We start from the raw sequence: 25,551 nt of genomic DNA, 5'->3' as shown, positions 1-25,551 counted from the left end.
TATAGCCTAACGATTTTTGACTCAAAAGTTAAGCGCACAACACAGTTTCCTAAATCCGTATTTCGCCAATCTTACTTTAAGCTATTGAACCTATTTAAAAATTCTTTGGCGATATTTACTTTTTCTATTTCTGCTTGGGTATTATTTGAATACTCAAGTTGATCAAAAACCAAAATGTGGTTTTGCACATGACAGCCCAAAGTCATCGATACATGCAAAATGGGATGGTACATATGAAAAGCTACATATACTCTTGCAATGATACTGGCGCTATAACTTGATGCCAAACAATGTTTAAAGTGAATAGATTCATCAATAATTCGATCGATGGTTTTTAATTCTTCAAAGACCCAATCTTGAAAATATATTTTGTCTTCTGTTGTAAATGGCTGCCAGACTGTTGTCGCAAATTTACGCTTTAATTGAGTTAACATTTCTTGCTTTTGTTGCTTAGCATGCCAATGCACCGCCTGATGAAAGACCCCATTCCAGGTAATATTTTTAGGGACTGTATGACCTGTAGAATAAGTCGCACTAACATAGTCACGCACATATGCATCAAATACAGATACTCTTAAATTAGCATGCTTTAAATAAAATAAATTTCGAAAATCCTGCAGTTGAATTTTATGCTGTCGTAACATACTTAAAAACTGGCGATTTTCTTGGGTTTCTGGACGGATATAATCCATCAAAGCCTGCGGTAAATGCTGCGTACAACGTACTAAATGTTGCAGATAGGCCTGCATAATACGGCTCAAAGGTAGATAGACTTTTTTTATGGCCTGATCCTCCGCGCCTAATACCTGTCGCATTAAGATCAACCACTCATCTAAATACAAAATCGATGGGCTGATCACTACACGATGGTCATCATGCTGCTGATATTTTCGCTGTAAAACAAACTGTAGATTTTTTTCATGATTAAACCAATCATGTTCATGCGCAATCGTATGGCAATTTTGAATAAATAAGCGCGCTGCAACAAATTGAAAATGTTGTAGGGTTGCAAGAATCAATGCGGGATGAATATGCTGCGTATCGACAAAACTTAATGCCGTCACAGCCACTCGTACATTACTGTGTTGAAAATTACGACTCAGCCAATCCAACACTTCGGCTGACTGCTTGAACATCCATCGCACTGCACGGTTGTTGTCGAGTAAAGGGAGTTTTCCACATTTTTTTTGCCAAATTGCTGTGGCTTGCACAAAATTGCTATGGCTTAATATGTCCTGCTCTGCCCAAACATCCCGATGCATCAAACGAATAAAACCCAGCAAATTGGGACGCTCATATGCATGGTCGAGCAACAAAATAATATCTTCTATATGTTCATTTAATTCTTGTAAATTGAACCGATCTTCATAGCTCAAACTCATGATCCGGTATATGGTCGGATCTAAAAATTGTGCTGTAGCAAAACAAATCTCGTCCAAACTATCCATCAAGAGCTGTATCGGCAATATTTCAGCTTCTGTAAGTGAATGAAGCGCAAACATCTGCTCAATCTTTTGCATCAACCAAAGTGGTAGACAGATTTGGCATTCGATATACGTTTGTAATAGCGGTGTCTGATAAATCTGCTGCTCTTGCATCAGCTGATCAAAAATTTGCGCTTCAACTGCTGTCATCTGTGCTAAAAACTGCTGAACACGCGCTGGCCCATTTAGATGTTGAAAAATCGACTGTAAGATCAATTGTCTAAACTGCTGTGCTTTTTCTCTGAGCAAAAGTGAATGTTGCGGCTTTAGGTCTCCAGTAAAAAAATATAATTCATGAAATAAGAAATCTTCTATTGTCTCAATACAAGGCACTGTCGAATGCAATTCAGCAATTTTGATAGGTCTAAACGAACTTCTAGGAAACTGATAACCAATTGATTCACGACTTTGTAGTTGTAAGGCCCACAGTCCATTACACAGTTGAATGCGGTGCTGCTCTTGCTCAATTTTAAAGATATTTTGTGAATTGAGTGCTGTAGCAAGATCCATTTGCTCTTGATACAACTGCTTTAAACTTGGAGATATTCGAATAAGTTGCCGAGCAATATGCTCAAGCTGCGGGGTCAAGCTGTTCTGTTCCATCTTCCGCCCTAACGATCGTTGATTATTTTGCAACCTTCACTATAGTCAAAGTTTAATGCTCCGACTACTGCCATTAATCGGCCAAATAGCTGTACAAAAGGTCAATACGAAGGCGTTAAATAAAATAATCTAAAGGCTATTGTTGTGACAAAATTCACCATGATTTTGAGCTGTGACGGATAAAAAATGGGTAAAGTTTCAGAGTAGTCACTATTATTGATCTGTAGAATGTTGTTCTGCACGGATTTTTTTGAGCTGTTCTATCGCAGTGTAAATATCTTGTTGTAGAGCCTCTCGATAACGCTTTAAATCCTCCACACTCTGAATATGACTTAAACTTTGACGGGGTAAAAATTGAAAATAGAACGGAATGCGCTTGGGGATAATCCGTTTGGGTAAAGACGGAATCACATCACCATGGCGTAATAATTTATCGAGTTTTTGTATTTTTAATAGTTGTTTAAACCAACGATGTTCAACGATCACACTGGCATCAAAACCCAGTTCAAAGACTTCATCCCCACCTAAAGCAGCAAAAGGCACGATGTCATAATTAAATTCTTGCGCCAGTTTTAAAAAGCCATAACGTTGCTTCCAGATCAGTTGATAGGCTTCGCCTTTGCGTTTCAAAACCTCTCGACCGCCACCGGGAAAAACCAAAATGGAATAACCTTGTTGCATCACTGTTCTGACATAGTCCTGAATACCTTGGACTGCACCGAACTTTTTGACCATGCCACGCCAACCAGGCAAATAAAAATGGCTATGATCAGCAATACTGACCACAGCCACTTTATGTTCATTGTAGAGATAATCAATAATCACCGGTGAATCGAGTACACCGTAAATTGTGTGATTCCCTACATACATTGCAGGTTTAGATGCATCGATATATTCAGCGCCCAAAAACGTTGGCGTGAAATACATGCGGGATAAAGCGCTTAAACGCTTTATCCATTTTGCATCATGTTCAACCTGCAAATGTGCTGACCTTAGGCAGCATCATGTTTTTGAACAAGTACAGAACCTACTGAGTAGCCTGCACCAAATGAGCAAAGTACACCGTATTCGCCATGGTTTACTTCATTCGCAGTACGGTGCAATGCAATAATGACACCTGCTGATGAAGTATTGGCAAATTCATCAAGAATGATTGGTACAAGGTCTGGCTGAGCATGTTCTTTGCCCACAACCAGTTTCAGAATCAATTCATTCATGCTGGCATTTGCTTGGTGTAACCAGAAGCGTTTTACATCTGTTGCCGCAATTTTGTTGTCATCCAATTGCTTGGTGATCATTTTCGCCACTAATGGACACACTTCTTTAAATACTTTACGACCGTCTTGACGGAAACGGTTGTTGTCGATGTCAGCATCGACTTCACTCATATTTAAGTAACCGAAGTTGTTACGAATGTTGTTTGAGAACTGTGTAAACAGGTCAATATCCAACACTTCAAAACCAGCCTTGGTTTCAGTTTCTTCAATGATCGAAGCCGTTGCAACGTCACCAAAGATGAAGTGACAGTCACGCATACGGAAATCTGTATGACCAGATGTGATCTCAACGTTCACCAATAACACGCGACGAGCGCCTGATTTGATCGCGTCATAAGCTTGTTTGATACCAAAAGTTGCAGCGGAACATGCAACGTTCATGTCATAGGCATAGCCCTGAATACCCAATGCAGTTTGGATCTCAATCGCTACAGCAGGATAAGCACGTTGAATATTTGAACATGACAAAATCACTACATCGATGTCTTCTGCAGTCACGCCTGCATTTTCCATCGCTTGTTTAGCCGCAGCAACACCCCATTCCGCTTGTAGCGAAATTTCATCATTTGGACGTTCATGTAGCACTGGGCGTAAACGTTTTGGATCTAAAATACCGCTTTTTTCAGCAACATAACGTGCTTTCACGCCAGATGCTTTTTCGATAAATTCTGCACTTGAACCACGGCGTGCTTCTAGTTCACCGGCTTCAATTTTTTCAGCATTGTCGCTGTTGTACTGTTCCACATAAGCATTTAAAGCTTCAACTAACTCTTCGTTAGTAATTACGTCTTCTGGATGATAAAGACCTGTACCCGTAATGCGGATGCCCATGTAAAACTCCTTTTAGAAATTACCTATATCTTAACTGATTCCGAGCTTATCCCATACTTTTTGCAAGCGGGATGGAGAAATTGGCATCTTGGTCTTCATTGGTTGAGAGAAAATAGAGATGCGTAACTCCTCAACCATGAAATACAATTCTTTAAGGCGAGTGTCATTTTTAAACTTAAATAATTTTTCCATCCATGGGTCAACTTGATCAATGGCAGAATTGTCCCTTTGTAGGTTATTTGGCAAGCGGTCTAAACGCAAGACTAATGCCTTCAAATATCTTGGAAATTCGAGCCACACATCGGAAGTTTTGCCATAAACAAAATCTGAAAGTTGCATCAAATCGAGCTGATCTTCAATGTCATCAATGTTCTTCCCAAACACAGAATCATCTAAAACCAACAATTTCCGACGTATATCCTGCCATTGAATATAGGTTTCAGTTAAAACGGCTAATGCTTGTTGCCCATGGGTTAAGAAAGATTTCTTTACATTTAAAATCAGGTTTTGGTACTCCTGCACATTGACAGGTAGCTCATTTATTGCAAGCTGAAGTGTGGCATAAACTAACATTTGCTCTAGTTTAGCTTTGTCACCTAGCGGTGAATAAGCCAATGCCAAGGGTTTAGAAATCTGTTTTTTCAACTGACGAACTAAATCCCCCAACTGCATATGAACCAAACGAATGATCCCTTCGCGGTGTTGTTTGACTGCTTCAAATTGGTCATTGAAAGTCTGAATCACCACACCCGATTCATCTTTGGCATCCAACTCCGCAAAGCTTTTGACTGGAACAAGCGCTTGATATTGTTTCACCACCACACCCGTGACTTTTTGTGATGCTTCGAACACAAAATTATCAGGGAAGGTTTTAAACTCACCTTTTAACTGTTTGACTGGGCTATGAGTTTCCGTACGACAGCGAGCTTTGAGTTCATCTAGATCACGACCTTGCTCAATCACACGGCCTTTTTCATCAATGACTTTGATTAAAGGCAGCAGATATTGCTCAACGCGTTCCCAAGAAAAGTCTTTGTCTGTGATTTGCTCACCACGCAGTTGATATGCCAAGAAACTAAAAATATGCTCGCGCAAATGCATAGCATCGACACGATCCATCAATTTACGAGTCGTATCAGGTATTGGCACCAAGTGACGGCGTTTATCCTTAGGCAGTGCTTTAAGCAAGGCTTCAATCAGGTCTTGTCGCCAACCAGGTATACCCCATGACCAAATATTTTCATCCACTTGCGGTAAAGCTTGAACTGGAATTTTGACCGTTGCACCATCTTCATCATGACTTGGGTCAAAACGATAACTTGCAGCCAAACGCAGTTCACCATTTCGTAGGTAGTCTGGAAATTGCTGGGTCGTTGGACGGTCATTCATCCAAAGCGCATCATCATCGATAAATAAATGCCGTGGATTTTTCGGTTCTACAGTTGCACGCCAGTCTTCAAAACTACGACGACTTGCCACCTCTTCAGGCACTTTTGCAGCATAAAATTGGTAGATGGTTTCTTCATCCACCACCAAATCACGACGACGCAGTTTATCTTCAACACGCTCAACTTCTTCGAGTTTTAATAAATTGTGTTTTAAAAACGGCGGCGTAATACCCAAATGTCCCGTCGTCAACGCATCGCGTAGGAAAATTTCATGCGCCGCCGGATGATCCACTTTTTCATAATTAATCTGACGACATGGCTCAATAATCAAACCAAATAAAGAAATTTGATCATAAGCATTCACCACACCAGCTTTTTTCGACCAATGCGGCTCAAAATAATGATGCTTCAATAAATCGCCTGCAGCCAATAGAATCCATTCAGGTTCAATTTTCGCCAACGTTCGAAGATATACCTGAGAGGTTTCAACCATCTCAAAAGCCATGACCCACGGTGTATTGGTTTTATGCAAGGTTGATGCAGGGAAAATACGTGCCTTTTGCTGACGCACTGCCATGAACACATTACGTTCATCGGTTTTGTTGGCAATAAATGAAAGTAAACCCGTTAATAGCGCACGGTGCAGATTTTCATAATTGGCTTTCTTTTCATTAAAGGACAGTTTTAAGCCTTGAGCCAAATCCACCAATTGCTCATGGGTTTTTTTCCACTCACGGAGGCGTAACCAACTCAGGAAATGGTTGCGTGCAAAGGTTCGACGCTTATTTTCACTCATGTCACGGTTAGCGACTAAAGCTTCCCATAATTTGATATAGAACAAGAAATCCGAGTCAGCTTCACGGAACAAAGCATGTTTCTGATCAGCCTGCATTTGTTTATCCGCAGGACGTTCACGTGGATCTTGTACCGCTAAAGCAGCGACAATAATCAAGACTTCATTTAATACACCAAAATGCGCTCCACCCAAAATCATCCTTGCAAGACGTGGGTCGATCGGCATTTTCGCCATTTGCTGACCAATTTTGGTTAAACCACCACCCTTCGCCGGAGGAAGTCCCCCTTTTGTAAAGGGGGATTTAGGGGGATTACTTTCAATAGAATCTCCCCCAACCCCTCTTTGCGAAAGAGGGGCTTTCCCTTTCTCAACCATCGCCCCAAGCTCAATCAAAAGCTTACGACCATCATTCACCAAACGATGATCTGGCGGCTCAATAAAATCAAAGTCTTCTAATTCACCAAAGCCCAAACTTTGCATTTGCAAAATAACCGAGGCCAAGTTGGTTCGTTTAATCTCAGGCTCGGTAAATTCAGGACGACTCATAAAGTCTTCTTCTGAATACAGTCGAATACACACACCCGGTGCGATACGACCACAACGACCTTTACGCTGATTTGCTGCCGCCTGTGATACAGCCTCAATCGGTAGACGCTGTACACGTGAGCGATAGTTATAACGGGATATCCGAGCAAAGCCACTATCAATTACGTAGCGAATATTCGGTACGGTTAAAGCCGTTTCTGCCACGTTGGTGGCAATAATAATACGTCGCCCACCACCCGATGGATTAAAGATCTTTTGCTGTTCTGCCAAAGCCAATCGAGCATATAAAGGTAAAACTTCGGTATGACGTGGCCCAAACTTTTGCAGTGTTTCCTGTAACTCACGAATTTCTTGTTCAGTGCTGGCAAAAATCAAAATGTCGGCATGTTCAGGATGACCTTTTTCCTGCGCATCTTGAAAACATTCTTCTACTGCCGAAACCACGGCACGGGGTAAATTTTCTTCAAAATCGTCAAATTCATCATCATCACTGCCGACAATGCTCAGCTCTGAAATCGGACGATAACGCAACTCTACAGGGAAGCTTCGACCTTCCACCTCAAAAATAGGTGCCCCATTGAAGTAATTAGAGAAGCGGTTTACGTCTAATGTCGCGGAAGTAATAATGACTTTGAGATCTTTACGACGTGGCAAGAGCTGTTTGAGATAGCCCATGATGAAGTCGATATTTAGCGAACGTTCATGCGCTTCATCGATAATAATCGTGTCGTATTTATTTAAGAATCGGTCATTGGCCAGTTCAGCCAATAAAATACCGTCAGTCATCAAACGCACGATGGAATCTTGTGAACCTTGTTCATTGAAACGAACTTTAAAGGAGATCGACTCCCCCAGCTTTTCGCCCACTTCTTCTGCAATACGTTGCGAAACACTACGCGCTGCCAGTCGACGAGGTTGCGTATGGCCAATCAAACCCGTTAAACCACGACCGGCAAGCATGGCAATTTGCGGCAACTGTGTAGTTTTACCCGAACCTGTTTCACCTGCCACAATAATCACTTGATGCTTTTGAATCGCGTCAATCAGTTTGTCTGCATACTGCGTAACAGGTAAGTCTTGATTTAATTTAATATTTGGGATGCGGGCAATCCGTTCGCGCACTTTCGCATTCGACTTTTCAAACAAATCTTGAAATTTTTCAGGATTGGCTTCTTTGCCTTTTTTCAGCCGACTTAAGCGATGGCGATCACGAACCATGACCAATTGATCGACATTTAACTGACTTGGCACAGATGCATTATCCTAATAATTAAAATAGAACCGAATATTTTACGCTGTATGTAAAAATAGTGAAAGATGAATCTATTTTTTGCGTGCCTGAAACCAATAGATGAAGCCGAACAGAATAAAATGATAAAAAACTAAAATTACGGCCAATAACCAATAATTGCCACATGCTTCTATACTGTCATGTAATAGCTGATAAAATGGCACTGTATAAGACACACTCAACGGCACAATTAAAAACATCAATAAAATGAAAGAGATGATCAAAAAATGATGAACAGATTTTGCTAAGCACAAAAAGAATTGAGAATAAAAAGCAAATCAACGCAATAAAAATAAATAAAAGAGGTTCATCCGATGAAGAACCATTCATTTCAGCATAATAATTAATTTGATTCGGGCTAGCACCTTGAAATGAAAGCACATTCTTGATTCATCCAGTACAGAATAATAAAGCCACATGCTGACTAGAATACGCAACTCAAGCTTATCCATTTGGATGCTTTATCCATTAGGTTTCAGTCCCATAGAAAATATAAATGATACTAAAAACAATAAATATACTCTGCCCGATCACCCATGCGAACAACCAACCATTATGACAATAAACAATACTGTCATAGATAATTTTTGAAATTGAAGCAGTTTCTATCATTAAAATGATGATGAATTGAAAAATCGCATATAGCCATAATATAACCACATACCAAGCACGTCTAAATGATAGCAACAGTGGGAAAAAAAAGAAGATTCCAACGATTCCCGTGGTACTCAATAGCGTAGGATCATCTGATGAAGTTCCTAATAGTTCATTAAAATAGGTCGCTTTTTGAGGTTGCAAGTATTCATAGATACATAAATTTGTACCTGTGTCTTCAACTTTAAGAATACATAGTGATGCAAGTGCAAGACTGAGAATGGCAATGATACGAAAAAATTGACTAAGCACTTGATCAAATCTGGAATCATTTTATGTTCATGCCATCTTATATGAACAAATTCTATAATTTGAAATATTTTTTATAACTTTTTTAGAGATCACCCTTGAAATCTTATGCCACAAGCATCATGTTGGTTACAGACTTTGAAAAGATGATTTTGTCATTTTACTTTCAACTTTATATGGCATTGATATGGCTTATATCGAATGAAATAATGATAAATAATCGTTATTGCTGAAATAGTTCTGGAGTGTACTAATTCGGATTTTCCGATATTAGTTATGTAAAAATACTATTTCAGCAATAAGAAAAATTTCTGTACCCTATTGGAAATCAAAAACAAACCTCAATCATGGAGACAATGATGAGCTTAATTAATACTGAAGTTAAACCGTTTAAAGCACAAGCATTCCAAAATGGTCAATTCATCGAAGTAACTGAAGCTGATCTTAAAGGTAAATGGTCTGTTGTATTCTTCTACCCAGCTGACTTCACTTTCGTTTGCCCAACTGAACTTGGTGACCTTGCTGACAACTATGCAGAATTCCAAAAACTAGGTGTTGAAATCTACTCAGTTTCTACTGACACTCATTTCACTCACAAAGCTTGGCACGATTCTTCAGAAGAAATCAAAAAAATCCAATACGTAATGGTTGGTGATGCGAACTGGACTCTTGCTAAAAACTTTGACGTATTAATCGAAGCTGACGGTCTTGCTGATCGTGGTACTTTCGTTATCGATCCAGAAGGTAAAATCCAAATCGTTGAAATCAACGCTGGTGGTATCGGTCGTGATGCTCAAGAACTTCTTCGTAAAGTTAAAGCAGCTCAATACGTACACGCTCACCCAGGCGAAGTTTGCCCAGCTAAATGGAAAGAAGGCGACGCAACTCTTGCTCCTTCAATCGACCTAGTTGGTAAAATCTAATCTGTATTAGATTGAACTGATTCAAAAACCACGCTTTTAGCGTGGTTTTTTTATGCCTATTATCTGCGAGTATATACCTCCATACACCCTACGCAGTTCACACTTTATTCCTACAACTTTAACGCTCAAGCACATTCCACATGTCTGTAGATATTCATCAAGTTAGAGCTTACACAAATATAATAAAAATGCGCCGCAAACCCGATTGTCTAGGCTTACATCTTTGCCAGTATTTCAGTATTTTTAACATGAATTTTAGGTCAATTGCTTATTTCAGGAAGATGTAAGCCCATGAAAAAATATTTCGTCTCGATCAGTTTAATTTTATGTTCGTTTACAACTTTTGCTGCCGTGAACTGCGAAGGTGAAATTAAAAACCAAAGTATTCGTGAAGATATTAAAGTCAAAAAAAATTGTCAGCTTGAAGGTTTAATTGTTCATGGCAATGTGATTTTAGAAAATGGTGCCAATGTTGAACTGCATGACAACTACATCAAAGGCAATATTGAATCGAATAAAAATTTTACCAAGATCATTGCCAATCATAACAATATCAGTGGCAATGTCGATTTTACGACAGGGAAAAACATCCAACTCCTCAATAACCAAATTTCAGGCGACCTGAAATTAAAGAAAAATAACGGCAATATTGTGCTAAATAATAATGAAATCGCAGGTAATTTAATTTGTCTTGAAAATGCTTTTTCAATTAATGGCAGTAACAACCAAGTCAAAGGCAATAAATCAGAACAATGCCGTAGTTTTTAACTCTCCTTACACTAATATGGGAGAATGACACTTATGGCATTTATTTGAACTGGCATTATTTTTATCAAATTAGTTGATAAAGAAATGAAAAAAATGTGAGATAAAACATTATTTTTTAACAATTCTGCAATACTCCACGCCTTGAATTTGTCTTAATTTCAAAAGAGATAAACCTTTAACTGCAGTATGACTATAACAACGCAATAAGGGGGTGGCTTATGACAACAACTGTGGTAACTTCTTGGAAATACAGTTCTTCTTCACGTTACTTAAAAATATTTTATGCGAATGGTTCTGGGGATCTCTTTTATCCAGTTTCACCTTTTATTTATGATAATTTACTTCGATGTAGTGATAAAACGGCATTTGTCCACAAATATCTAGAATATGATCTACATTTTTCACGCGTAAGCTTACAGGGTTAAACCGCTACAAGTTTAGCGCTATAGCAACAGTATTTTTATTAATTAAAAAATATTTTCGATAAAATCAGGGCTGAATGCCCTGATTTTTAGTTACGCCAAGTCACCATAAAGAGCCCTGCGCCCACATTTAATGTTGTACTGATAAAACGATCATCCGTTTCAACACGCTGGATAAATTCAGCGACCTCATCGGCATGTGACAGCACATTGTCCACGATTAACACGCCATTTTGAACTTGTATTAATTCAGCTAAATATGACCAATACGCCACATACGCATCACGTTCTGCATCTAATAAAATGAATTCATAACGCTGATTTAACTGCTGTAAAAAATGCAGCGCATCGCCATGATGAAATTCAATGTATTCGGATAAAGCTAAATTTTCCGCATGCTGTTTAGCTTGTTCGATACGCGCTGCATCAATTTCAATGGTTTCGACTCGCCCTTGTGTAGACTGGGCAGCATCTGCCAAACACAGCGTGGAATAGCCTGTAGATGTTCCAATTTCCAAGATCTGTTTGGCTTGTTTTAAGCGAATTTGCATAGCCAAAAACAGTGCAGACTCAGGCTCAATATTTCGGTAACGCGCAAGTCGGTTATTTTGCGCAGCATCGTGAGCACTAAAGTCTGCATAGAGTTGTTGCATATAGTTTTTAAAATTTGCATCCATGCTCATGATTCTATCCTTTTGTTATTTCTTTCATATTTAAAGATTAAAGTACTAAATATCTGCTTAGTGGGTTTCTTGGATCAGTTTAAAACGTGGTATTACTTTACCATCAATTTCGACGGTTTCCATAAACATCTCTAAGGGTCTGACCCACATTGAATAGTCGTCATACAAGCACTGATAGACCACAACTTTTTCACGCGTTTCACTATGTGTTGCAACATGAAAGACTTGATACAACTGACCTTTATAATGCTGATAAATTCCCTGTTTAACCTGCATGCCATTTCCCTAAAAAGTTCTCAATACAATAGCGTTGACTCTAACATTCTCTCGCTCAAAGCGCGATGAATTCGTTTATTTTTCCACTATTTAACTTGTATTTCTCGATAGTGGCCCAATATTGACTGGATTCACATCGGTATATTCTTATGATTTAGAAAGAAATTTAATCATTTGATTTGTAAAACCGATTAATTTTATAAAAACAAACCGTTTCACCTATTTAATGGTTTGTTCTATCATTCTCTCATCAAATAAATTTACTCCTCTGGAGACGTTAGCAATGTTAGATCAAAATACTTCTGCTCAATTAAAAACCTTACTTGAACGCCTTGAAGGCCCGATTGAAATCGTCGCGACCTTAAACGGTACTGACAAATCAGACAAAATTAAAGAATTGGTAACTGAAGTTGCTGCCTTATCTGATTTAGTGACTGCACGTTTTGACGGTAACAACAGCCGTGCGCCAAGTTTTGGTATTGCAAAAGCAGGTGAAACTCCACGCGTATTCTTCGCAGGTCTACCTATGGGCCACGAATTCACATCTTTGATTCTAGCTTTGCTACAAACTTCAGGTTATGCACCGAAAGTTTCTGACGAAGTACTGAACACTATCAAAGGTCTAGGTCTTAAAACTGACTTTGATGTGTTTGTATCTTTAAGCTGCCATAACTGTCCCGACGTGGTTCAAGCACTTAACTTGATCGCCATTTACAACCCGGGTACAACTGCAACCATGATTGATGGTGCATTCTTCCAAGACGAAGTCGAAGAACGCAAAATCATGGCTGTACCAATGGTATTCCAAGACGGTGAGCACATTGGTCAAGGTCGTATGACCTTGGAAGAAATCATTGCTAAATTAGACACCAACTCTGCCGCAAAAGATGCTGAAAAGTTAAATGCCAAAGATGCCTTTGATGTCCTTGTAATTGGTGGTGGCCCTGCAGGTAATACTTCTGCAATCTATGCAGCACGTAAAGGTATCAAAACCGGTATCGTAGCTGAACGCATGGGCGGTCAGGTCATGGATACGATGGACATTGAAAACTTCACGTCGATTCAAAAGACTCAAGGTCCTAAGTTTGCTGCTGAAATGGAAGCACATGTACGTGAGTACGGTGTGGACATTATGAACTTGCAACGTGTATCTGACATCAAAGGTGCTGACCAAACAGCCAATGGCTTAGTTGAAGTGACTTTAGAGAATGGTGCAAAACTTGAATCTAAAACAGTGATTCTTTCAACAGGTGCACGCTGGAGAGAAATGAACGTTCCGGGTGAACAAGAATACCGTACTCGTGGTGTTGCATACTGTCCACACTGTGACGGTCCATTGTTTAAAGGTAAACGTGTTGCGGTGATCGGTGGTGGTAACTCAGGTGTCGAAGCGGCGATTGACCTAGCTGGTATTGTAGAACATGTAACACTTGTTGAATTTGATACCAAGCTTCGTGCTGACCAAGTCCTTCAAGATAAGTTAAACAGCTTACCGAACACCACTGTGATCATGAATGCATTATCTACAGAAGTAGTCGGTGATGGTTCACAAGTGACTGCACTAAACTACAAAGACCGTGCAACAGATGAAATCAAAACGATTGAATTGGCAGGTATCTTTGTACAAATTGGTTTGTTACCAAACACTGATTTCTTGAAAGAAACAGCTGTAGAACTTTCAAACCGCGGTGAGATCGTGATTAACGAACGCAACGAAACCAATGTGAAAGGTGTATTTGCAGCAGGTGACTGTACAACAGTACCGTACAAACAAATTATCATTGCAACAGGTGAAGGCGCGAAAGCATCATTGTCTGCTTTTGATTACATCATCCGTTCTGGTCAATAATTCAGTTTAAACAGAACAGCAAAAGCCAGTTTTCGAACTGGCTTTTTTTATGACTGAAAATTCATCTCTTGTTTCATTTATAAATTATTAATAAAACAAATATTTAACTCTCTGACGCTTTTCACTTACACAATAATGAGCAAAACAAACCGTTTAAAACTTGTACAGCAGCTTATTTGCACATTAAGATAAAACAATCATCACGGATTGATGGTTGACAATAACAACAAGAATGTTGGTCAAATTCGACTAAATGGAGAAAAGCAATGCACTATCAATATCACTGTGCTTGTTGCAATAAAGTATTGGCTTCAAGCGATAAAGAATGTTCCGAATGTGGCTCGCATAATATCCGTAGCCCATATGGCTTTTGGATATTTTGCATACTCAGTTGTTTGGCTGTTGCCATTCTATTTAAGAGTGTCCAAGTGTATTTGCAACAGCACGATACTGAAGCGACAACCCAACTCAACATCTTTGAAGTACTCAAGCAGGATGGTAAAAATTAAGCTTTTTTTACAACAGCCAAACATAGCCCTATGAACAGGCTGGCAATGTGTAAAATTTTAGCTAAGCTGAATTTAAGCACCGTTATCGGGTCGCGTTAAAGTCATTCAAAGAGATAAGTTAAAATGATGAAAGCCTGAATGATTTCAGGCTTTTTTATGCGCTAGCATCGCCCTGCTCACTTATCTTCACGAGGAAAATTCTTTAAACTATGGCGATAGCAATGAGGTTCTAGATGATGGTGCAGTTAATCAAAAAAGGCGGTTTACGTGAACGCGCCAATCGTAGCCGATCATACAAAGGCTCTGAAAATACCGAAACTACCCTCAAGCCAAACCGTTATCGTGATCATGCTGAAACCACCGATATTGCACAAGATCCATCAAATACAGCACCGTCTAAAGACCAAGATCAAACCAATCCAGAGCAATAGAACTTGGACATAAAAAAAGCCAAGTTTTAATACTTGGCTTTCGCTTTGCTGACAGCAATATGTTTGCAGCTATTGAAGATTGAACATTCTAATTGCGTCGAACCACAGCCAAATCGCAAAAATTAAAAATAACGCCCCTGAAACCACATCAATATAACTACCCGAACGTTGGTAGAGTGCTTTAATTTTAGGCAAAGACATAATCATCATAAACAAACTAAACACAATAAAGGTTTGAATCGGAATGATGACAGCAAGCTGTGCTTTTAGGTTACTACTGGCTGATGAACTCAACGCCAGTGAGAACACACTACTAAAATAAATCAATGTTTTCGGATTGGCTAAATTTGTAAATAAACCTAATAAGAAATAATTTTCAGTTTTCTGCTGACTTAAGGCCTGCCCATCTTCTAAATTGGCTGTTTGATTTAAACTTTTAAGCCCGCCACTAAACATTGCCCAACCCATTTTCGCTAAGAAAAATCCACCAACAGCCATTAAAACTTGTTGTATCCATGGAAATTGCTCAACCAGAACCGTAAAGCCCAATAAGGTTAAAACGACCCACACCACAATCCCGACAGAGATCCCCGCAATAATTTTTAAGGTATTTGCACGCGTTGTTGATGCTGCACTTTTAGCAATTAATAATACATCTGGACCGGGACTCAACTGCGCAACAAAATGAAGCGCACAGATGGTGAATAACAGTGACATGCAAGCTGATTCATTTGAATTAAAACGTGAAGATTATATCTCTTGTTCAATTTTTTTGTTGGCAACACAAGGTTTATTTTTAGGCCGTATCAAAATTTACGCAAAAAAAAAGCCGAATACACATTCGGCCTTTCATACTGAGTTAATTATTTTTTATTGACATCTTTCAGTTCAATTTGTTTCGCATCTGGCGTCACTTCACGAGCTTCACCATCAATAACGGATGAATCACGACCTGATTGCTGATTTTGCATATCTTGCATTTGACGCATCATATCTGCAAATGGGTTCTGACCTTGAGCACCGCCCATGCCTCCCATATCGCCCATCATGCCACCCATCATTTTTTCCATCATGGCTTGCTGACGCTTCATCATTGTTTTCATCATGACTGCTTTCATGGCATTTTGTACAGGTGGAATCAAAATAAGTAATGCCATAATATCTGAGATTAGACCGGGTAACAGCAATAAGAAACCAGCCAAAATTTTTGGTAAATTTCCAGTTAAAGCTGGATCATTACTCATTTGACCTGCTTGCATTTGCTGCATTTGAGGCATCAGACCTGATGAATATTTACGGATAATATTCATCCCTATAAAGAAGGCCGCCACGAACCAGAAAAAGACATACCACATGCTGCCGACGAGGTCGCCCACACCGATCCAGACAAACACTTCCAGGATCAAGCCTGCTAAAATCAGAAGAAATAATTTCATGAAAATTAAACAAATCTCAGTAAATTAATTTAAGGTGTTGCGTTCAACTGCTCAATCACTATCAAGCTTTTTTGACACGCTTATGTAACAATATGGGCATTATTTTATTTTTAAAGGGCAAATAGGGCAAACATGTCATTAATTATCGGTATTGACCCTGGGTCTCGCCTAACTGGTTACGGCATCATCGAGAAGGATGGCTCTAAACTACGTTTTGTCGATGCTGGCACCATTCGTACCGAAACAACAGAAATGCCTGAACGCTTAAAACGTATCTTTGCTGGTATTGATCGCATCGTAAAGTTTCACGGGCCTACTGAAGCTGCTGTTGAACAAGTCTTTATGGCTCAAAACCCTGACTCAGCCCTAAAACTAGGTCAAGCACGCGGTGCTGCCATTGCCGCTTTAACCAATTTAGATTTACAAGTCGCTGAATATACTGCACGTCAAATCAAACAATCTGTGGTCGGCTATGGGGCTGCTGATAAAGAGCAAGTCCAAATGATGGTTATGCGCATTCTGAACCTAAGCATCAAACCCCAGCAGGATGCAGCCGATGCTTTGGCTGCCGCAATTTGTCATGCGCATGCGTCTGGTAGTATGAGTAAAATGGCTGTACTGAATGCCTTAGGTGGTATGGCTCGCGGCCGAAGTCGTGTAAGCACTCGACGTCGGTAAATAATCGTCAAATCATATAGTTCAGTAATTCATTCTGTTTTCAAAAGCCCACCTAATCTAGTGATCAAATTTAGCGAATCATTTTAAAACCGCTATAGTCTAATTCATGCATTGGAATTTCTTGCTGATCGATTTTAGTCACGTCTGCTCGTAACGGCCCCACCAGACTGTGTTTCAGTATTTTATGAATGGCGTCTTCAGTTCCTATAATCAGCGCTTCAACTTCGCCCGTCGCTAGATTTTTCACATAGCCATTTAAACCGAGTGCAAGCGCTTGCTGCTCAAACCAACGACGGTAGCCAACACCCTGCACTTTACCTTGAATTCTCAATTTAACTGCATGCATTTTAGTCTTCAACTCCTGAATGATTGACCACATGATAAACCGCTTGGGCCATATCCTGTGCTTGCAAACCACGCATCCCCGACTTCGCCAATACATCACCTGCTAAAGCATGCAGGCTTACGATTTCATGCAGATGAATTTGCTGATGAAATTGTGCTTTTAAACTTGCAATCATCCCTGCAAGCACATCCCCCATACCGCCTGTACCCATTCCTGCATTACCTGCGGTGCAAATCCAAAGCTGATCTTCAAGTATTAAGCTGCCTGCCCCTTTAAGCACCCATTGACCTTGAAATTTTTCTTTTAAATACTGAATTGCTTGTACACGATCCGCTTCAACTTCTGCAGTAGATAGACCCAATAATTTTGCAGCCTCACCCGGATGTGGCGTTGCATAGGTGCGTGTATTCAATTTTTCAGGTGTTTCAGCTAGAAACCACAAGGCATCTGCATCCAAAACAATTTCCAAGGTTGACTGCTGAATCAATGGAAACCATGACTGAAACTGCTGTTGTGCCCAATTGTCACGACCAAGCCCCATGCCAAAGCTAATCGCATCGACTTGATCGATCAGTTGCCGAATCGCTTTTACATTTAATGCATTGATATCGCGTAGCATAATATTCGGTGCGCGCGCCAAAATAGCGGTGTGATGTCGTGCATCACAAACAACCGTGACCTTACCTGCACCTGCATGGAATGCAGCCTCAGCAGCCATTATCACCGCCCCACCCATTTCAGCATGCCCACCAACAACCAAAACATGGCCATAACTGCCTTTATGACCAAAAGCTTGACGCGCAGGTAAGGCTATTTTCTGCGCAGACAAATAAGCGAGTGGCTCTAGCTCTGCATCAGTCGGTATACATGCCATCACCGAAACTTCACCTGCATATTCCTTCGCTTGACCTGTAAATAGCCCTGCTTTTAGACCCAATGCCGTAAAGGTATAATCAGCTTGAAATGCAATGGGTAAAGGCTGTCCTGTATTGGCATGTAAACCGCTTGGAATATCAATCGCAACTTTGAGTCCCGTGCATGCATTCAATCGTTGAATAATGGTTTGCCATTCGCTAGAAAGTTCACGATTGAGCCCTATACCAAATAATGCGTCGATATAAACGTCATAGTCACGCTGAAAATCAAAATGTGTATAGATCTTGAGCTTGTGATCTATCGCTTCTTGTACCGCAGAATGTAAATCTTTCGATGCTCCAATTTCAGCTGCATAGATATCGACTTGAAAGCCTGCTTGCTGTAGGTATTGCGCTGTAAGATATCCATCACCTGCGTTGTTGCCCTGCCCACAACATACGGCAATATTTTTTAAATTTTGCTGCTTGAACATTGGAATGAGTTGCTGAGCAATCGACCATGCGACCTGCTGCATCAGACCATAACTGCTATTGTGCTGAGCAAACCAACGCTGCTCCCAAGCTTGAATACTTTGGCTAAGATAAACAGGGCTATGGTAAACTTGCAGACGCATTGTTTTTCCTTGTTATGATTATGGCCGCTTCAATTCCTGCACAAAAAATTCCTGTCGATCAATATGATCCAGAAACCCTAAAAGCATGGATTAAAGCACAAGCCTTAAATTTAGGTTTTTCTGATTGTGTCATCGCAAAGCCAGATGCTCAAGAGGAACTCCCTCGTTTTAAAGAATATTTAGAACGTGGTTATCATGGCGATATGAAATTCCTAGAGGAAAACCTTGAAAAACGTGCCAATCCAGCACTTTTAGTCCCCGGTACCCGCAGTATCATTTGTGTCCGAATGGACTATTTGGTCGAAACCCCAAAACCACGTTATGTGCCTGATGAGCCAAATGCAGCCATCATTGCACGCTATGCGCGTGGTCGTGACTACCACAAAGTCATGCGCGGGCGTTTAAAAACTTTGTCGAATATTATCCGTGAAAAAATCGGAGATTTTGAATCTAGACCCTTTGCCGACTCTGCCCCAGTGTTTGAAAAATCCTTAGCTGAAAATGCAGGCATGGGCTGGACAGGCAAACACACCTTACTGATCCATAAAAAATCAGGCTCATTTTTTGTATTAGGTGAGCTGTTTACATCACTCGATTTGCCTTTTGATTCTCCGGCAACCAAACATTGTGGTTCATGCACAGCCTGTATTGATATCTGTCCAACTCAGGCCATCGTTGAGCCCTATATGTTAGATGCACGTAAATGCATTGCCTACTTAACCATCGAATATAAAGGCATCATTCCTGAAGAATTACGCCGTGGCATTGGCAACCGTGTGTTTGGCTGTGATGACTGTCAACTTATCTGTCCATGGAATAGCTTTGCGCATAAAACTCAAATTGAGGACTTTTATCCACGTCATGGTCTCGATCAAGTGAGTTTATTAGATCTTTGGCAATGGGATGAAGCCACCTTTTTAAGCTGCACTGAAGGCAGTCCTATCCGACGAACAGGCTATCAAAGCTTTATGCGAAATATCGCCATTGGCTTAGGCAATGCACCATACAGTTCAAATATTGTTCAATCATTAAAAAATTCTCGCGAAAAACATGACGCGATTGTGCAAGTTCATATTGATTGGGCAATTACAGAACAAAACTCAAAGATGCTTTAATGGATTTGATTCTATATTTTCTAGATCCTTACAAAGTTTTCATTTAAGCTAAAATTTAGTGACGCAATCAAAGAAACTTAATTTTTCATCTTAAAATAAACATTGCAGCGATTGTGCTGGCATTTAACACAACTTTGTAAGTATCTCAAATATCAAAAGTTCTTTAAAAAAGCCATTTCAATGTACTTTAGCCAACTTTCAATGTTACAAAATAGTCTTGGAAGTCTGCAAATTTTACGTATGATGATCTGCATTAGGCAGAAAATATGGATCATTTATGAGCTACCGAAATGACTGGACACACCCAGAAATACAAGAGTTGTATCAACAACCATTGATGGATTTATTATTCCGAGCACAGACCATTCACCGTGAATATTTCCAAGCCAATCATATTCAAGTCAGCACCTTACTTTCGATTAAAACCGGTAAGTGCCCTGAAGACTGTAAATATTGCTCTCAGTCTGCACATTATGACTCCGGATTAGAAGCTGAAAAACGTCTGGCTGTGGAAAAAGTCATCAATGAAGCGAAAGCTGCACTTGCCTCAGGTTCTTCACGTTTTTGTATGGGCGCTGCATGGCGCAATCCACATGAACGGGATATGCCCTATGTGCTAGAAATGGTGCGTGAAGTCAAAGCACTGGGACTTGAAACCTGTATGACCCTTGGCATGCTAAATCAATCTCAGGCAGAGCGCCTACATGAGGCAGGCTTAGATTATTACAACCATAACCTCGATACCTCTCGTGAGTATTATCCCAATGTTATTAGCACGCGTAGCTATGATGACCGTTTAACGACGCTGGATTATGTCCGCCAATCTGGAATGAAAATCTGTAGCGGCGGAATTGTGGGCTTAGGTGAAAGCCGTGATGACCGTATTGCCTTCCTGATGGAGTTGGCAACGCTGCCGATTCACCCTGAATCTGTGCCGATCAATCTCCTTGTACCTATTCAAGGTACCCCACTTGCTGATGTTGAGAAACTTGATGTGATCGAATGGATTCGCACCATTGCAGTCGCACGGATCATTATGCCAAAAAGCTATATTCGTCTCTCTGCAGGTCGTGAATCCCTGAGTGATTCAGAACAAGCTTTGGCATTTATGGCAGGTGCAAATTCACTATTCTCCGGTGAAAAACTACTGACCACACCCAATGCAGGCGAAGGCAAAGATCAGCTTTTATTTAGCAAACTCGGTTTAATCGCGGAACAGCCCAAACCAACTGCTGCACAGCTTTCAACTGATGCCATGCAAATGGCTTAAAACCCAAGCCCCGAACATCGGGGCTTAGTTTTATTGAATGATCAGTGGTAGGTTTCAATGTGCAATGCAAGAGATGGTGCGAATAAATGAATGGTTGAATCACCATGAGTATGGAAAATATATCGATTACTTCGCAAAGTTATGTGCTGTTATTAAAATTCCATACCCTGCATTTAAATAATCCCCTTCACGAATGATGTCTTGACCATTAGCATGTTGAACCACCAATTGTTGCTGAATCGCATCATAATGAAAAGATTCAAAGCAATCTTGATGTTGTAATAACCATGCAATGGTATCTGCCATATTGGCATCGACGGTATAACGCTCGGCTTGAAAATCTTTACTCATATCTGCATGAAAACTGTGAATGTATTTCTATTTTAATGATTTCAATATTGACCGGCATTAAAAAAGTGAGCTTTCGCTCACTTTTTTTTCGGCTGAGACTCTGCATTACTTTGTCACACCGCACTTACGACATTCCTTGTGCGAACCGATTTCTTCCATTTGCTCGTATTCGTAAATATGCATGCAAAATAGTTTTCTGAATAATTGAAGCATGTTGTTAAAACTCCCGTTTATTTATTAATGTGCTTCTGAATATTTCGTCCTGAAATATTATGATCATGCCTAAACACGCCATAGCTAATTTATTATCATATTTTTCCAATGAGTCAAATATCTTTACTTTAAAATGACACAATTTCGGATAATCGGTTATTTTTAAGCCTTCCTTATATTCACCTGAGTTATAAGGATTTTTATTAATATCAACATCACAGATATAGATTAATTTTCAGCAAATTTTGCACAAAAAAACTCCCCCTTAGGAGAGTTTTTTCAAATAGATGATCACATGAGTATCGTTATTAACAAGCCCTAGATTTAAACGTTCTGACTGGCAAACTTCGCACGTGCAGCATGCAATTTTTTATAGCTATCAATCAGACGTAAATGACGATCTAAACCTTCAAGTTGCATATTGGTTTCAGTTAAACCGTAGAAGCGAAGACTGCCATCCATTGAACCAATCACTGCATCCATACGTTCGTCACCAAACATACGACGGAAATTATGTTCATAGTCATTGAGATCTAAGTCATCGTCCAATTCAACTTCTAAAACTACATTCATGCATTGATAGAACAAACCACGTTCGACCGTATTGGTGTTGTATTGAAGGAAGGTTTCGACCAACTCTTTTGCTTCTTCAAATTCTTGTAAGGCAATATAGATCAGTAGTTTGAGCTCAAGAACCGTTAATTGGCCCCATACGGTATTGTCATCAAACTCAATCCCGATGAGCGTCACAATATCCGTGTAGTCATCCACTTCAAGCTCTTCTAAGCGCTCAACCAGTGACACTAACTCATCTTCATCTAGACGATGAATGTTTAAAATATCCTCACGGAAGTCCAAAGCTTTGTTGGTGTTATCCCAAACCAAGTCTTCAACCAAATACACTTCAGAATAACCCGGAACCAAAATACGACATGCCGTAGCACCTAGATGCTGGTAGACCGCCATATACGCTTCTTTGCCCATGTCTTCTAGAATCGCAAACATCGCTGTAGCTTCTTCCGCATTGGCATTTTCACCTTCTGCAGTGAAATCCCACTCTACAAAATCATAGTCTGATTGTGCGCTAAAGAATTTCCAAGACACCAAACCACTTGAGTCAATAAAGTGTTCTACAAAGTTATTTGGTTCAGTGACTGCATTTGAGCTAAACGTTGGTTTTGGTAGATCGTTTAGACCTTCAAAGCTACGGCCTTGTAGAAGCTCGGTTAAGCTACGCTCTAAAGCCACTTCGAGTTTAGGGTGCGCACCAAAAGATGCAAAAACCCCACCTGTACGTGGGTTCATTAAGGTTACGCACATCACTGGGTACTGACCACCAAGTGAAGCATCTTTTACCAATACAGGAAAACCTTGTTCTTCTAAGCCTTGAATACCTGCAACAATACTTGGATATTTGGCTAAAACCTCTTCTGGTACATCTGGTAGAGCCAATTCACCTTCTAAAATCTCACGTTTTACTGCGCGTTCAAAGATTTCAGATAAGCATTGAACCTGCGCTTCTGCCAAGGTATTCCCTGCACTCATCCCGTTTGACAAGTATAAATTTTCAATCAAGTTTGATGGGAAATACACTGTTTCACCATCTGACTGACGGACAAATGGAAGAGAGCAAATACCGCGTGCTATATTTCCTGAATTGGTGTCATATAGATGTGTACCTAATAACTCACCTTCTGGGTTATAAATTTCACGTGTGTAGTCATCCAAAATTTCGACAGGTAACTCGCCTTCTGGGCCAGGTTGGAACCATTTTTCATCTGGGTAATGCACAAAGTCAGCATTGGCAATCTCTTCACCCCAGAACTGGTCGTTATAGAAGAAGTTGCAATTGAGACGTTCAATAAATTCACCCAAAGCCGAAGCTAATGCGCTTTCTTTGGTTGAGCCTTTACCATTGGTAAAACACATTGGCGATTGTGCATCACGAATATGTAGAGACCAAACATTCGGCACGATGTTACGCCATGATGCAATTTCAATCTTCATGCCTAAACCAGCCAAAATACCTGACATATTGGCAATGGTTTCTTCTAATGGCAGATCTTTACCCGGAATAAACGTGGTACTTTCTGACGCTAAATTTGGCATAAGTAAAGCTTGTGCATCTGCATCAATGCTTTCTACTTCCTCAATGACAAACTCAGGACCAGTCTGAATCACTTTTTTAACCGTACAGCGGTCAATTGAACGCAAAATGCCTTGACGGTCTTTTTCTGAAATATCCGCAGGTAGTTCGACTTGGATTTTGAAAATTTGCTTATAGCGGTTTTCAGGATCAACAATATTGTTTTGAGATAAGCGAATATTGTCTGTCGGAATGTCTCGCGCCGCACAATACACTTTTACAAAATACGCTGCACATAATGCTGACGACGCCAAAAAATAATCGAATGGTCCGGGAGCAGAGCCATCGCCTTTATAGCGAATGGGTTGGTCGGCAATTACCGTGAAGTCATCAAATTTGGCTTCTTGTCGAAGGTTATCGAGATAATTAACCTTAATTTCCATGTGGGCACCTAAATATTCTTATGTGTCAGTGCAACACATAAAAATGAAAACTTAAGCCGAATAACTGTAGGACATTGACTTAAAAATGTGAGGCCAGTACCAATCTAAGCGCTTTTGGGCACGGTACTGACAAGAATGGGCATTATTATAAGGTTATTTTGACTGTTTGATAACTTTTGTCGTGATTTACATCACGATAGAATCCGGCACTTTGTGCATTTTGGTCGAATCCAAGCTCAACTGCTGCAACTACAGCCAATTTGTTGTGTTAGTGTGCAGCCGTGAAGAAAAAGGCTTGTCTTTTAAAAAAATCTTCGCTAGTATGCTTTGCGTCTGAACTTGTTGATAAATAACACATTCAGAATATAGGGCCTATAGCTCAGTTGGTTAGAGCAGCGGACTCATAATCCGTTGGTCCACAGTTCAAGTCTGTGTGGGCCCACCATATAAAACAACCCCTTACGTGCATTAATCGTGAGGGGTTTTTTAATGTTAAAAGCTAAGTAAAGTTTGTATAAGCTTTTAAAAGATATGGCAGATAACATATAGATACGTACAAAACTTCAAGTCAGCTTGAGTAAGCCACAATTGGTTAATACGAGAAGTAGGTTATAAAAAAATACATTTAAGAAAAATTTAAAGGCTTAAGTTCTAGATACCCTTAAATAAAGTCACGATTTGTTATACTTAAAAGATATTATTTTATTCATTATAAGCAAATGTTTTTTGATTCATGACTTTTAGAAATACTATATATTTCACACTTTAAAAGCACAAATATTAAGACTCAACCTGCTCAGGCTTTCTTAAGTCCAAATAAAACTCAACAATTGACCAAATAACAATCAAAGCAAACATAGCAACAGCGAATAACACAGCAGTTAAATAAATCATGCTTGAGTTCTCCGTTAGAAAACGAGTTAAGACCAACAGGTTAAAAGTTTTAACCTACGACAAAAGTCTAATAAGAATTTCTGACGGTGCCTAGCCATATTTAGCAAATTTTTAAGAGTATTTTTATCTATGATGATAGCTTTGCTATATAAAATTTAGCCGATTTATTGCTAAAAAGTATCAGTCTTCAATCCCCCTTCTTATTCCGATTTGTAATATATGCACAATTCAGATCAAAGCTCACTTAAAT

The 25,551-nt window shown here is 39.8% G+C and carries 22 protein-coding genes and 1 tRNA gene; 10 read left to right on the top strand and 13 right to left on the bottom strand.

All coding sequences use genetic code 11. From position 1 onward, the window contains the following. Window positions 1–71 precede the first annotated feature (71 nt). From FTV04_RS02790 to FTV04_RS02770, 5 genes are all read right to left on the bottom strand, one after another. Complete coding sequence (locus FTV04_RS02790) at window positions 72–2,087, bottom strand: hypothetical protein (RefSeq protein ID WP_180088533.1); 2,016 nt, start codon at window positions 2,085–2,087, stop codon at window positions 72–74. A gap of 213 nt (window positions 2,088–2,300) precedes the next feature. Continuing rightward, on the bottom strand, window positions 2,301–3,068 hold the full coding sequence (locus FTV04_RS02785; RefSeq protein ID WP_180003116.1) for a 1-acyl-sn-glycerol-3-phosphate acyltransferase: 768 nt from the start codon (window positions 3,066–3,068) through the stop codon (window positions 2,301–2,303). 11 nt (window positions 3,069–3,079) lie between these two features. Next, on the bottom strand, window positions 3,080–4,195 hold the full coding sequence (locus tag FTV04_RS02780) for a beta-ketoacyl-ACP synthase III (RefSeq protein ID WP_078189024.1): 1,116 nt from the start codon (window positions 4,193–4,195) through the stop codon (window positions 3,080–3,082). A 30-nt stretch (window positions 4,196–4,225) separates the two neighbouring features. Then, window positions 4,226–8,143, bottom strand: a complete 3,918-nt coding sequence (locus FTV04_RS02775; RefSeq protein WP_218949887.1) for a DUF3418 domain-containing protein — start codon at window positions 8,141–8,143, stop codon at window positions 4,226–4,228. A gap of 541 nt (window positions 8,144–8,684) precedes the next feature. Then, the gene (locus tag FTV04_RS02770; protein WP_180088531.1) at window positions 8,685–9,122 is read right to left on the bottom strand and encodes a hypothetical protein; all 438 of its coding nucleotides are present in this window, start codon (window positions 9,120–9,122) and stop codon (window positions 8,685–8,687) included. 356 nt (window positions 9,123–9,478) lie between these two features. Between FTV04_RS02770 and ahpC the strand changes: the two genes are divergently transcribed. The 3 genes from ahpC to FTV04_RS02755 all read left to right on the top strand — a co-directional run bounded on the left by ahpC (window position 9,479) and on the right by FTV04_RS02755 (window position 11,235). Beyond that, window positions 9,479–10,042: an alkyl hydroperoxide reductase subunit C gene (ahpC, locus tag FTV04_RS02765; protein ID WP_078193727.1), complete on the top strand. Its 564-nt coding sequence runs from the start codon at window positions 9,479–9,481 to the stop codon at window positions 10,040–10,042. 291 nt (window positions 10,043–10,333) lie between these two features. Then, a complete protein-coding gene (locus FTV04_RS02760; RefSeq protein ID WP_180084197.1) occupies window positions 10,334–10,810 on the top strand; it encodes a hypothetical protein in 477 nt (158 codons plus the stop codon). A 218-nt stretch (window positions 10,811–11,028) separates the two neighbouring features. Continuing rightward, window positions 11,029–11,235, top strand: a complete 207-nt coding sequence (locus FTV04_RS02755; protein ID WP_078189026.1) for a KTSC domain-containing protein — start codon at window positions 11,029–11,031, stop codon at window positions 11,233–11,235. Window positions 11,236–11,321: 86 nt separating this feature from the next. On the opposite strand, the gene FTV04_RS02750 is transcribed toward FTV04_RS02755, so the two are convergent. Beyond that, on the bottom strand, window positions 11,322–11,915 hold the full coding sequence (locus FTV04_RS02750; protein WP_180088530.1) for an O-methyltransferase: 594 nt from the start codon (window positions 11,913–11,915) through the stop codon (window positions 11,322–11,324). A gap of 57 nt (window positions 11,916–11,972) precedes the next feature. Beyond that, entirely contained in the window at window positions 11,973–12,191 is a 219-nt protein-coding gene (locus tag FTV04_RS02745; RefSeq protein WP_180088529.1) for a DUF1653 domain-containing protein, read from the bottom strand. A 283-nt stretch (window positions 12,192–12,474) separates the two neighbouring features. On the opposite strand from FTV04_RS02745, the gene ahpF reads away from it, so the two are divergent. From ahpF to FTV04_RS02730, 3 genes are all read left to right on the top strand, one after another. Then, window positions 12,475–14,040 (top strand): alkyl hydroperoxide reductase subunit F, encoded by a 1,566-nt coding sequence (gene ahpF / locus FTV04_RS02740; RefSeq protein ID WP_180088528.1) that lies wholly within the window; start codon window positions 12,475–12,477, stop codon window positions 14,038–14,040. Window positions 14,041–14,306: 266 nt separating this feature from the next. Then, window positions 14,307–14,549, top strand: a complete 243-nt coding sequence (locus FTV04_RS02735; RefSeq protein ID WP_078192893.1) for a hypothetical protein — start codon at window positions 14,307–14,309, stop codon at window positions 14,547–14,549. A gap of 236 nt (window positions 14,550–14,785) precedes the next feature. Continuing rightward, window positions 14,786–14,980 (top strand): hypothetical protein, encoded by a 195-nt coding sequence (locus tag FTV04_RS02730; protein ID WP_168379657.1) that lies wholly within the window; start codon window positions 14,786–14,788, stop codon window positions 14,978–14,980. Between the two features lie 69 nt (window positions 14,981–15,049). Here FTV04_RS02730 and FTV04_RS02725 read toward each other — a convergent pair whose 3' ends face one another. Together FTV04_RS02725 and FTV04_RS02720 are read right to left on the bottom strand one after the other, a co-directional pair. Next, window positions 15,050–15,697: a LysE family transporter gene (locus tag FTV04_RS02725; protein ID WP_180007363.1), complete on the bottom strand. Its 648-nt coding sequence runs from the start codon at window positions 15,695–15,697 to the stop codon at window positions 15,050–15,052. A 146-nt stretch (window positions 15,698–15,843) separates the two neighbouring features. Beyond that, window positions 15,844–16,416, bottom strand: coding sequence for an FxsA family protein (locus FTV04_RS02720; RefSeq protein ID WP_078192890.1), 573 nt, complete (start codon window positions 16,414–16,416; stop codon window positions 15,844–15,846). A gap of 132 nt (window positions 16,417–16,548) precedes the next feature. Here FTV04_RS02720 and ruvC point away from each other — a divergent pair, with 132 nt between their 5' ends. Further along, a complete protein-coding gene (gene ruvC / locus FTV04_RS02715) occupies window positions 16,549–17,094 on the top strand; it encodes a crossover junction endodeoxyribonuclease RuvC (protein ID WP_078189034.1) in 546 nt (181 codons plus the stop codon). Window positions 17,095–17,164: 70 nt separating this feature from the next. Here ruvC and FTV04_RS02710 read toward each other — a convergent pair whose 3' ends face one another. After that, the gene (locus tag FTV04_RS02710; protein WP_168379658.1) at window positions 17,165–17,440 is read right to left on the bottom strand and encodes an acylphosphatase; all 276 of its coding nucleotides are present in this window, start codon (window positions 17,438–17,440) and stop codon (window positions 17,165–17,167) included. 1 nt (window position 17,441) lies between these two features. Then, the gene (locus tag FTV04_RS02705; RefSeq protein ID WP_180088527.1) at window positions 17,442–18,929 is read right to left on the bottom strand and encodes an NAD(P)H-hydrate dehydratase; all 1,488 of its coding nucleotides are present in this window, start codon (window positions 18,927–18,929) and stop codon (window positions 17,442–17,444) included. 20 nt (window positions 18,930–18,949) lie between these two features. Between FTV04_RS02705 and queG the strand changes: the two genes are divergently transcribed. Further along, window positions 18,950–20,044, top strand: a complete 1,095-nt coding sequence (gene queG, locus FTV04_RS02700) for a tRNA epoxyqueuosine(34) reductase QueG (RefSeq protein ID WP_180088526.1) — start codon at window positions 18,950–18,952, stop codon at window positions 20,042–20,044. Between the two features lie 277 nt (window positions 20,045–20,321). After that, window positions 20,322–21,314 (top strand): biotin synthase BioB, encoded by a 993-nt coding sequence (gene bioB, locus FTV04_RS02695; protein ID WP_180088525.1) that lies wholly within the window; start codon window positions 20,322–20,324, stop codon window positions 21,312–21,314. 126 nt (window positions 21,315–21,440) lie between these two features. Here bioB and FTV04_RS02690 read toward each other — a convergent pair whose 3' ends face one another. Both FTV04_RS02690 and FTV04_RS02685 read right to left on the bottom strand, forming a co-directional pair. Further along, complete coding sequence (locus FTV04_RS02690; RefSeq protein WP_078192886.1) at window positions 21,441–21,665, bottom strand: hypothetical protein; 225 nt, start codon at window positions 21,663–21,665, stop codon at window positions 21,441–21,443. Between the two features lie 537 nt (window positions 21,666–22,202). Next, window positions 22,203–24,407: an OsmC domain/YcaO domain-containing protein gene (locus FTV04_RS02685; protein ID WP_180088524.1), complete on the bottom strand. Its 2,205-nt coding sequence runs from the start codon at window positions 24,405–24,407 to the stop codon at window positions 22,203–22,205. Between the two features lie 368 nt (window positions 24,408–24,775). Between FTV04_RS02685 and FTV04_RS02680 the strand changes: the two genes are divergently transcribed. Then, a tRNA-Ile gene (locus tag FTV04_RS02680) sits at window positions 24,776–24,852 on the top strand. Window positions 24,853–25,551: the final 699 nt, after the last annotated feature.

Origin of the sequence: Acinetobacter sp. YH12219, assembly GCF_013417875.1 — a bacterium.
GTDB classification, from domain to species: Bacteria; Pseudomonadota; Gammaproteobacteria; order Pseudomonadales; family Moraxellaceae; genus Acinetobacter; species Acinetobacter amyesii.
Note: the sequence above shows the minus strand (reverse complement) of the source record. Positions and strands in the feature narration are given on the sequence as shown.

What these genes read in the sequence shown, in the direction of transcription:
- FTV04_RS02730 (WP_168379657.1), top strand. Translation starts at nt 14,786, where the DNA reads ATGGTGCAGTTAATCAAAAAAGGCGGTTTACGTGAACGCGCCAATCGT.
- bioB (WP_180088525.1), top strand. Translation starts at nt 20,322, where the DNA reads ATGAGCTACCGAAATGACTGGACACACCCAGAAATACAAGAGTTGTAT.
- FTV04_RS02690 (WP_078192886.1), bottom strand. Translation starts at nt 21,665, where the DNA reads ATGAGTAAAGATTTTCAAGCCGAGCGTTATACCGTCGATGCCAATATG.
- FTV04_RS02790 (WP_180088533.1), bottom strand. Translation starts at nt 2,087, where the DNA reads ATGGAACAGAACAGCTTGACCCCGCAGCTTGAGCATATTGCTCGGCAA.
- ahpF (WP_180088528.1), top strand. Translation starts at nt 12,475, where the DNA reads ATGTTAGATCAAAATACTTCTGCTCAATTAAAAACCTTACTTGAACGC.
- FTV04_RS02725 (WP_180007363.1), bottom strand. Translation starts at nt 15,697, where the DNA reads ATGTCACTGTTATTCACCATCTGTGCGCTTCATTTTGTTGCGCAGTTG.
- ruvC (WP_078189034.1), top strand. Translation starts at nt 16,549, where the DNA reads ATGTCATTAATTATCGGTATTGACCCTGGGTCTCGCCTAACTGGTTAC.
- queG (WP_180088526.1), top strand. Translation starts at nt 18,950, where the DNA reads ATGGCCGCTTCAATTCCTGCACAAAAAATTCCTGTCGATCAATATGAT.
- FTV04_RS02720 (WP_078192890.1), bottom strand. Translation starts at nt 16,416, where the DNA reads ATGAAATTATTTCTTCTGATTTTAGCAGGCTTGATCCTGGAAGTGTTT.
- FTV04_RS02760 (WP_180084197.1), top strand. Translation starts at nt 10,334, where the DNA reads ATGAAAAAATATTTCGTCTCGATCAGTTTAATTTTATGTTCGTTTACA.
- FTV04_RS02755 (WP_078189026.1), top strand. Translation starts at nt 11,029, where the DNA reads ATGACAACAACTGTGGTAACTTCTTGGAAATACAGTTCTTCTTCACGT.
- FTV04_RS02685 (WP_180088524.1), bottom strand. Translation starts at nt 24,407, where the DNA reads ATGGAAATTAAGGTTAATTATCTCGATAACCTTCGACAAGAAGCCAAA.
- FTV04_RS02775 (WP_218949887.1), bottom strand. Translation starts at nt 8,143, where the DNA reads ATGGTTCGTGATCGCCATCGCTTAAGTCGGCTGAAAAAAGGCAAAGAA.
- FTV04_RS02780 (WP_078189024.1), bottom strand. Translation starts at nt 4,195, where the DNA reads ATGGGCATCCGCATTACGGGTACAGGTCTTTATCATCCAGAAGACGTA.
- FTV04_RS02705 (WP_180088527.1), bottom strand. Translation starts at nt 18,929, where the DNA reads ATGCGTCTGCAAGTTTACCATAGCCCTGTTTATCTTAGCCAAAGTATT.
- FTV04_RS02745 (WP_180088529.1), bottom strand. Translation starts at nt 12,191, where the DNA reads ATGCAGGTTAAACAGGGAATTTATCAGCATTATAAAGGTCAGTTGTAT.
- FTV04_RS02750 (WP_180088530.1), bottom strand. Translation starts at nt 11,915, where the DNA reads ATGAGCATGGATGCAAATTTTAAAAACTATATGCAACAACTCTATGCA.
- ahpC (WP_078193727.1), top strand. Translation starts at nt 9,479, where the DNA reads ATGAGCTTAATTAATACTGAAGTTAAACCGTTTAAAGCACAAGCATTC.
- FTV04_RS02710 (WP_168379658.1), bottom strand. Translation starts at nt 17,440, where the DNA reads ATGCATGCAGTTAAATTGAGAATTCAAGGTAAAGTGCAGGGTGTTGGC.
- FTV04_RS02735 (WP_078192893.1), top strand. Translation starts at nt 14,307, where the DNA reads ATGCACTATCAATATCACTGTGCTTGTTGCAATAAAGTATTGGCTTCA.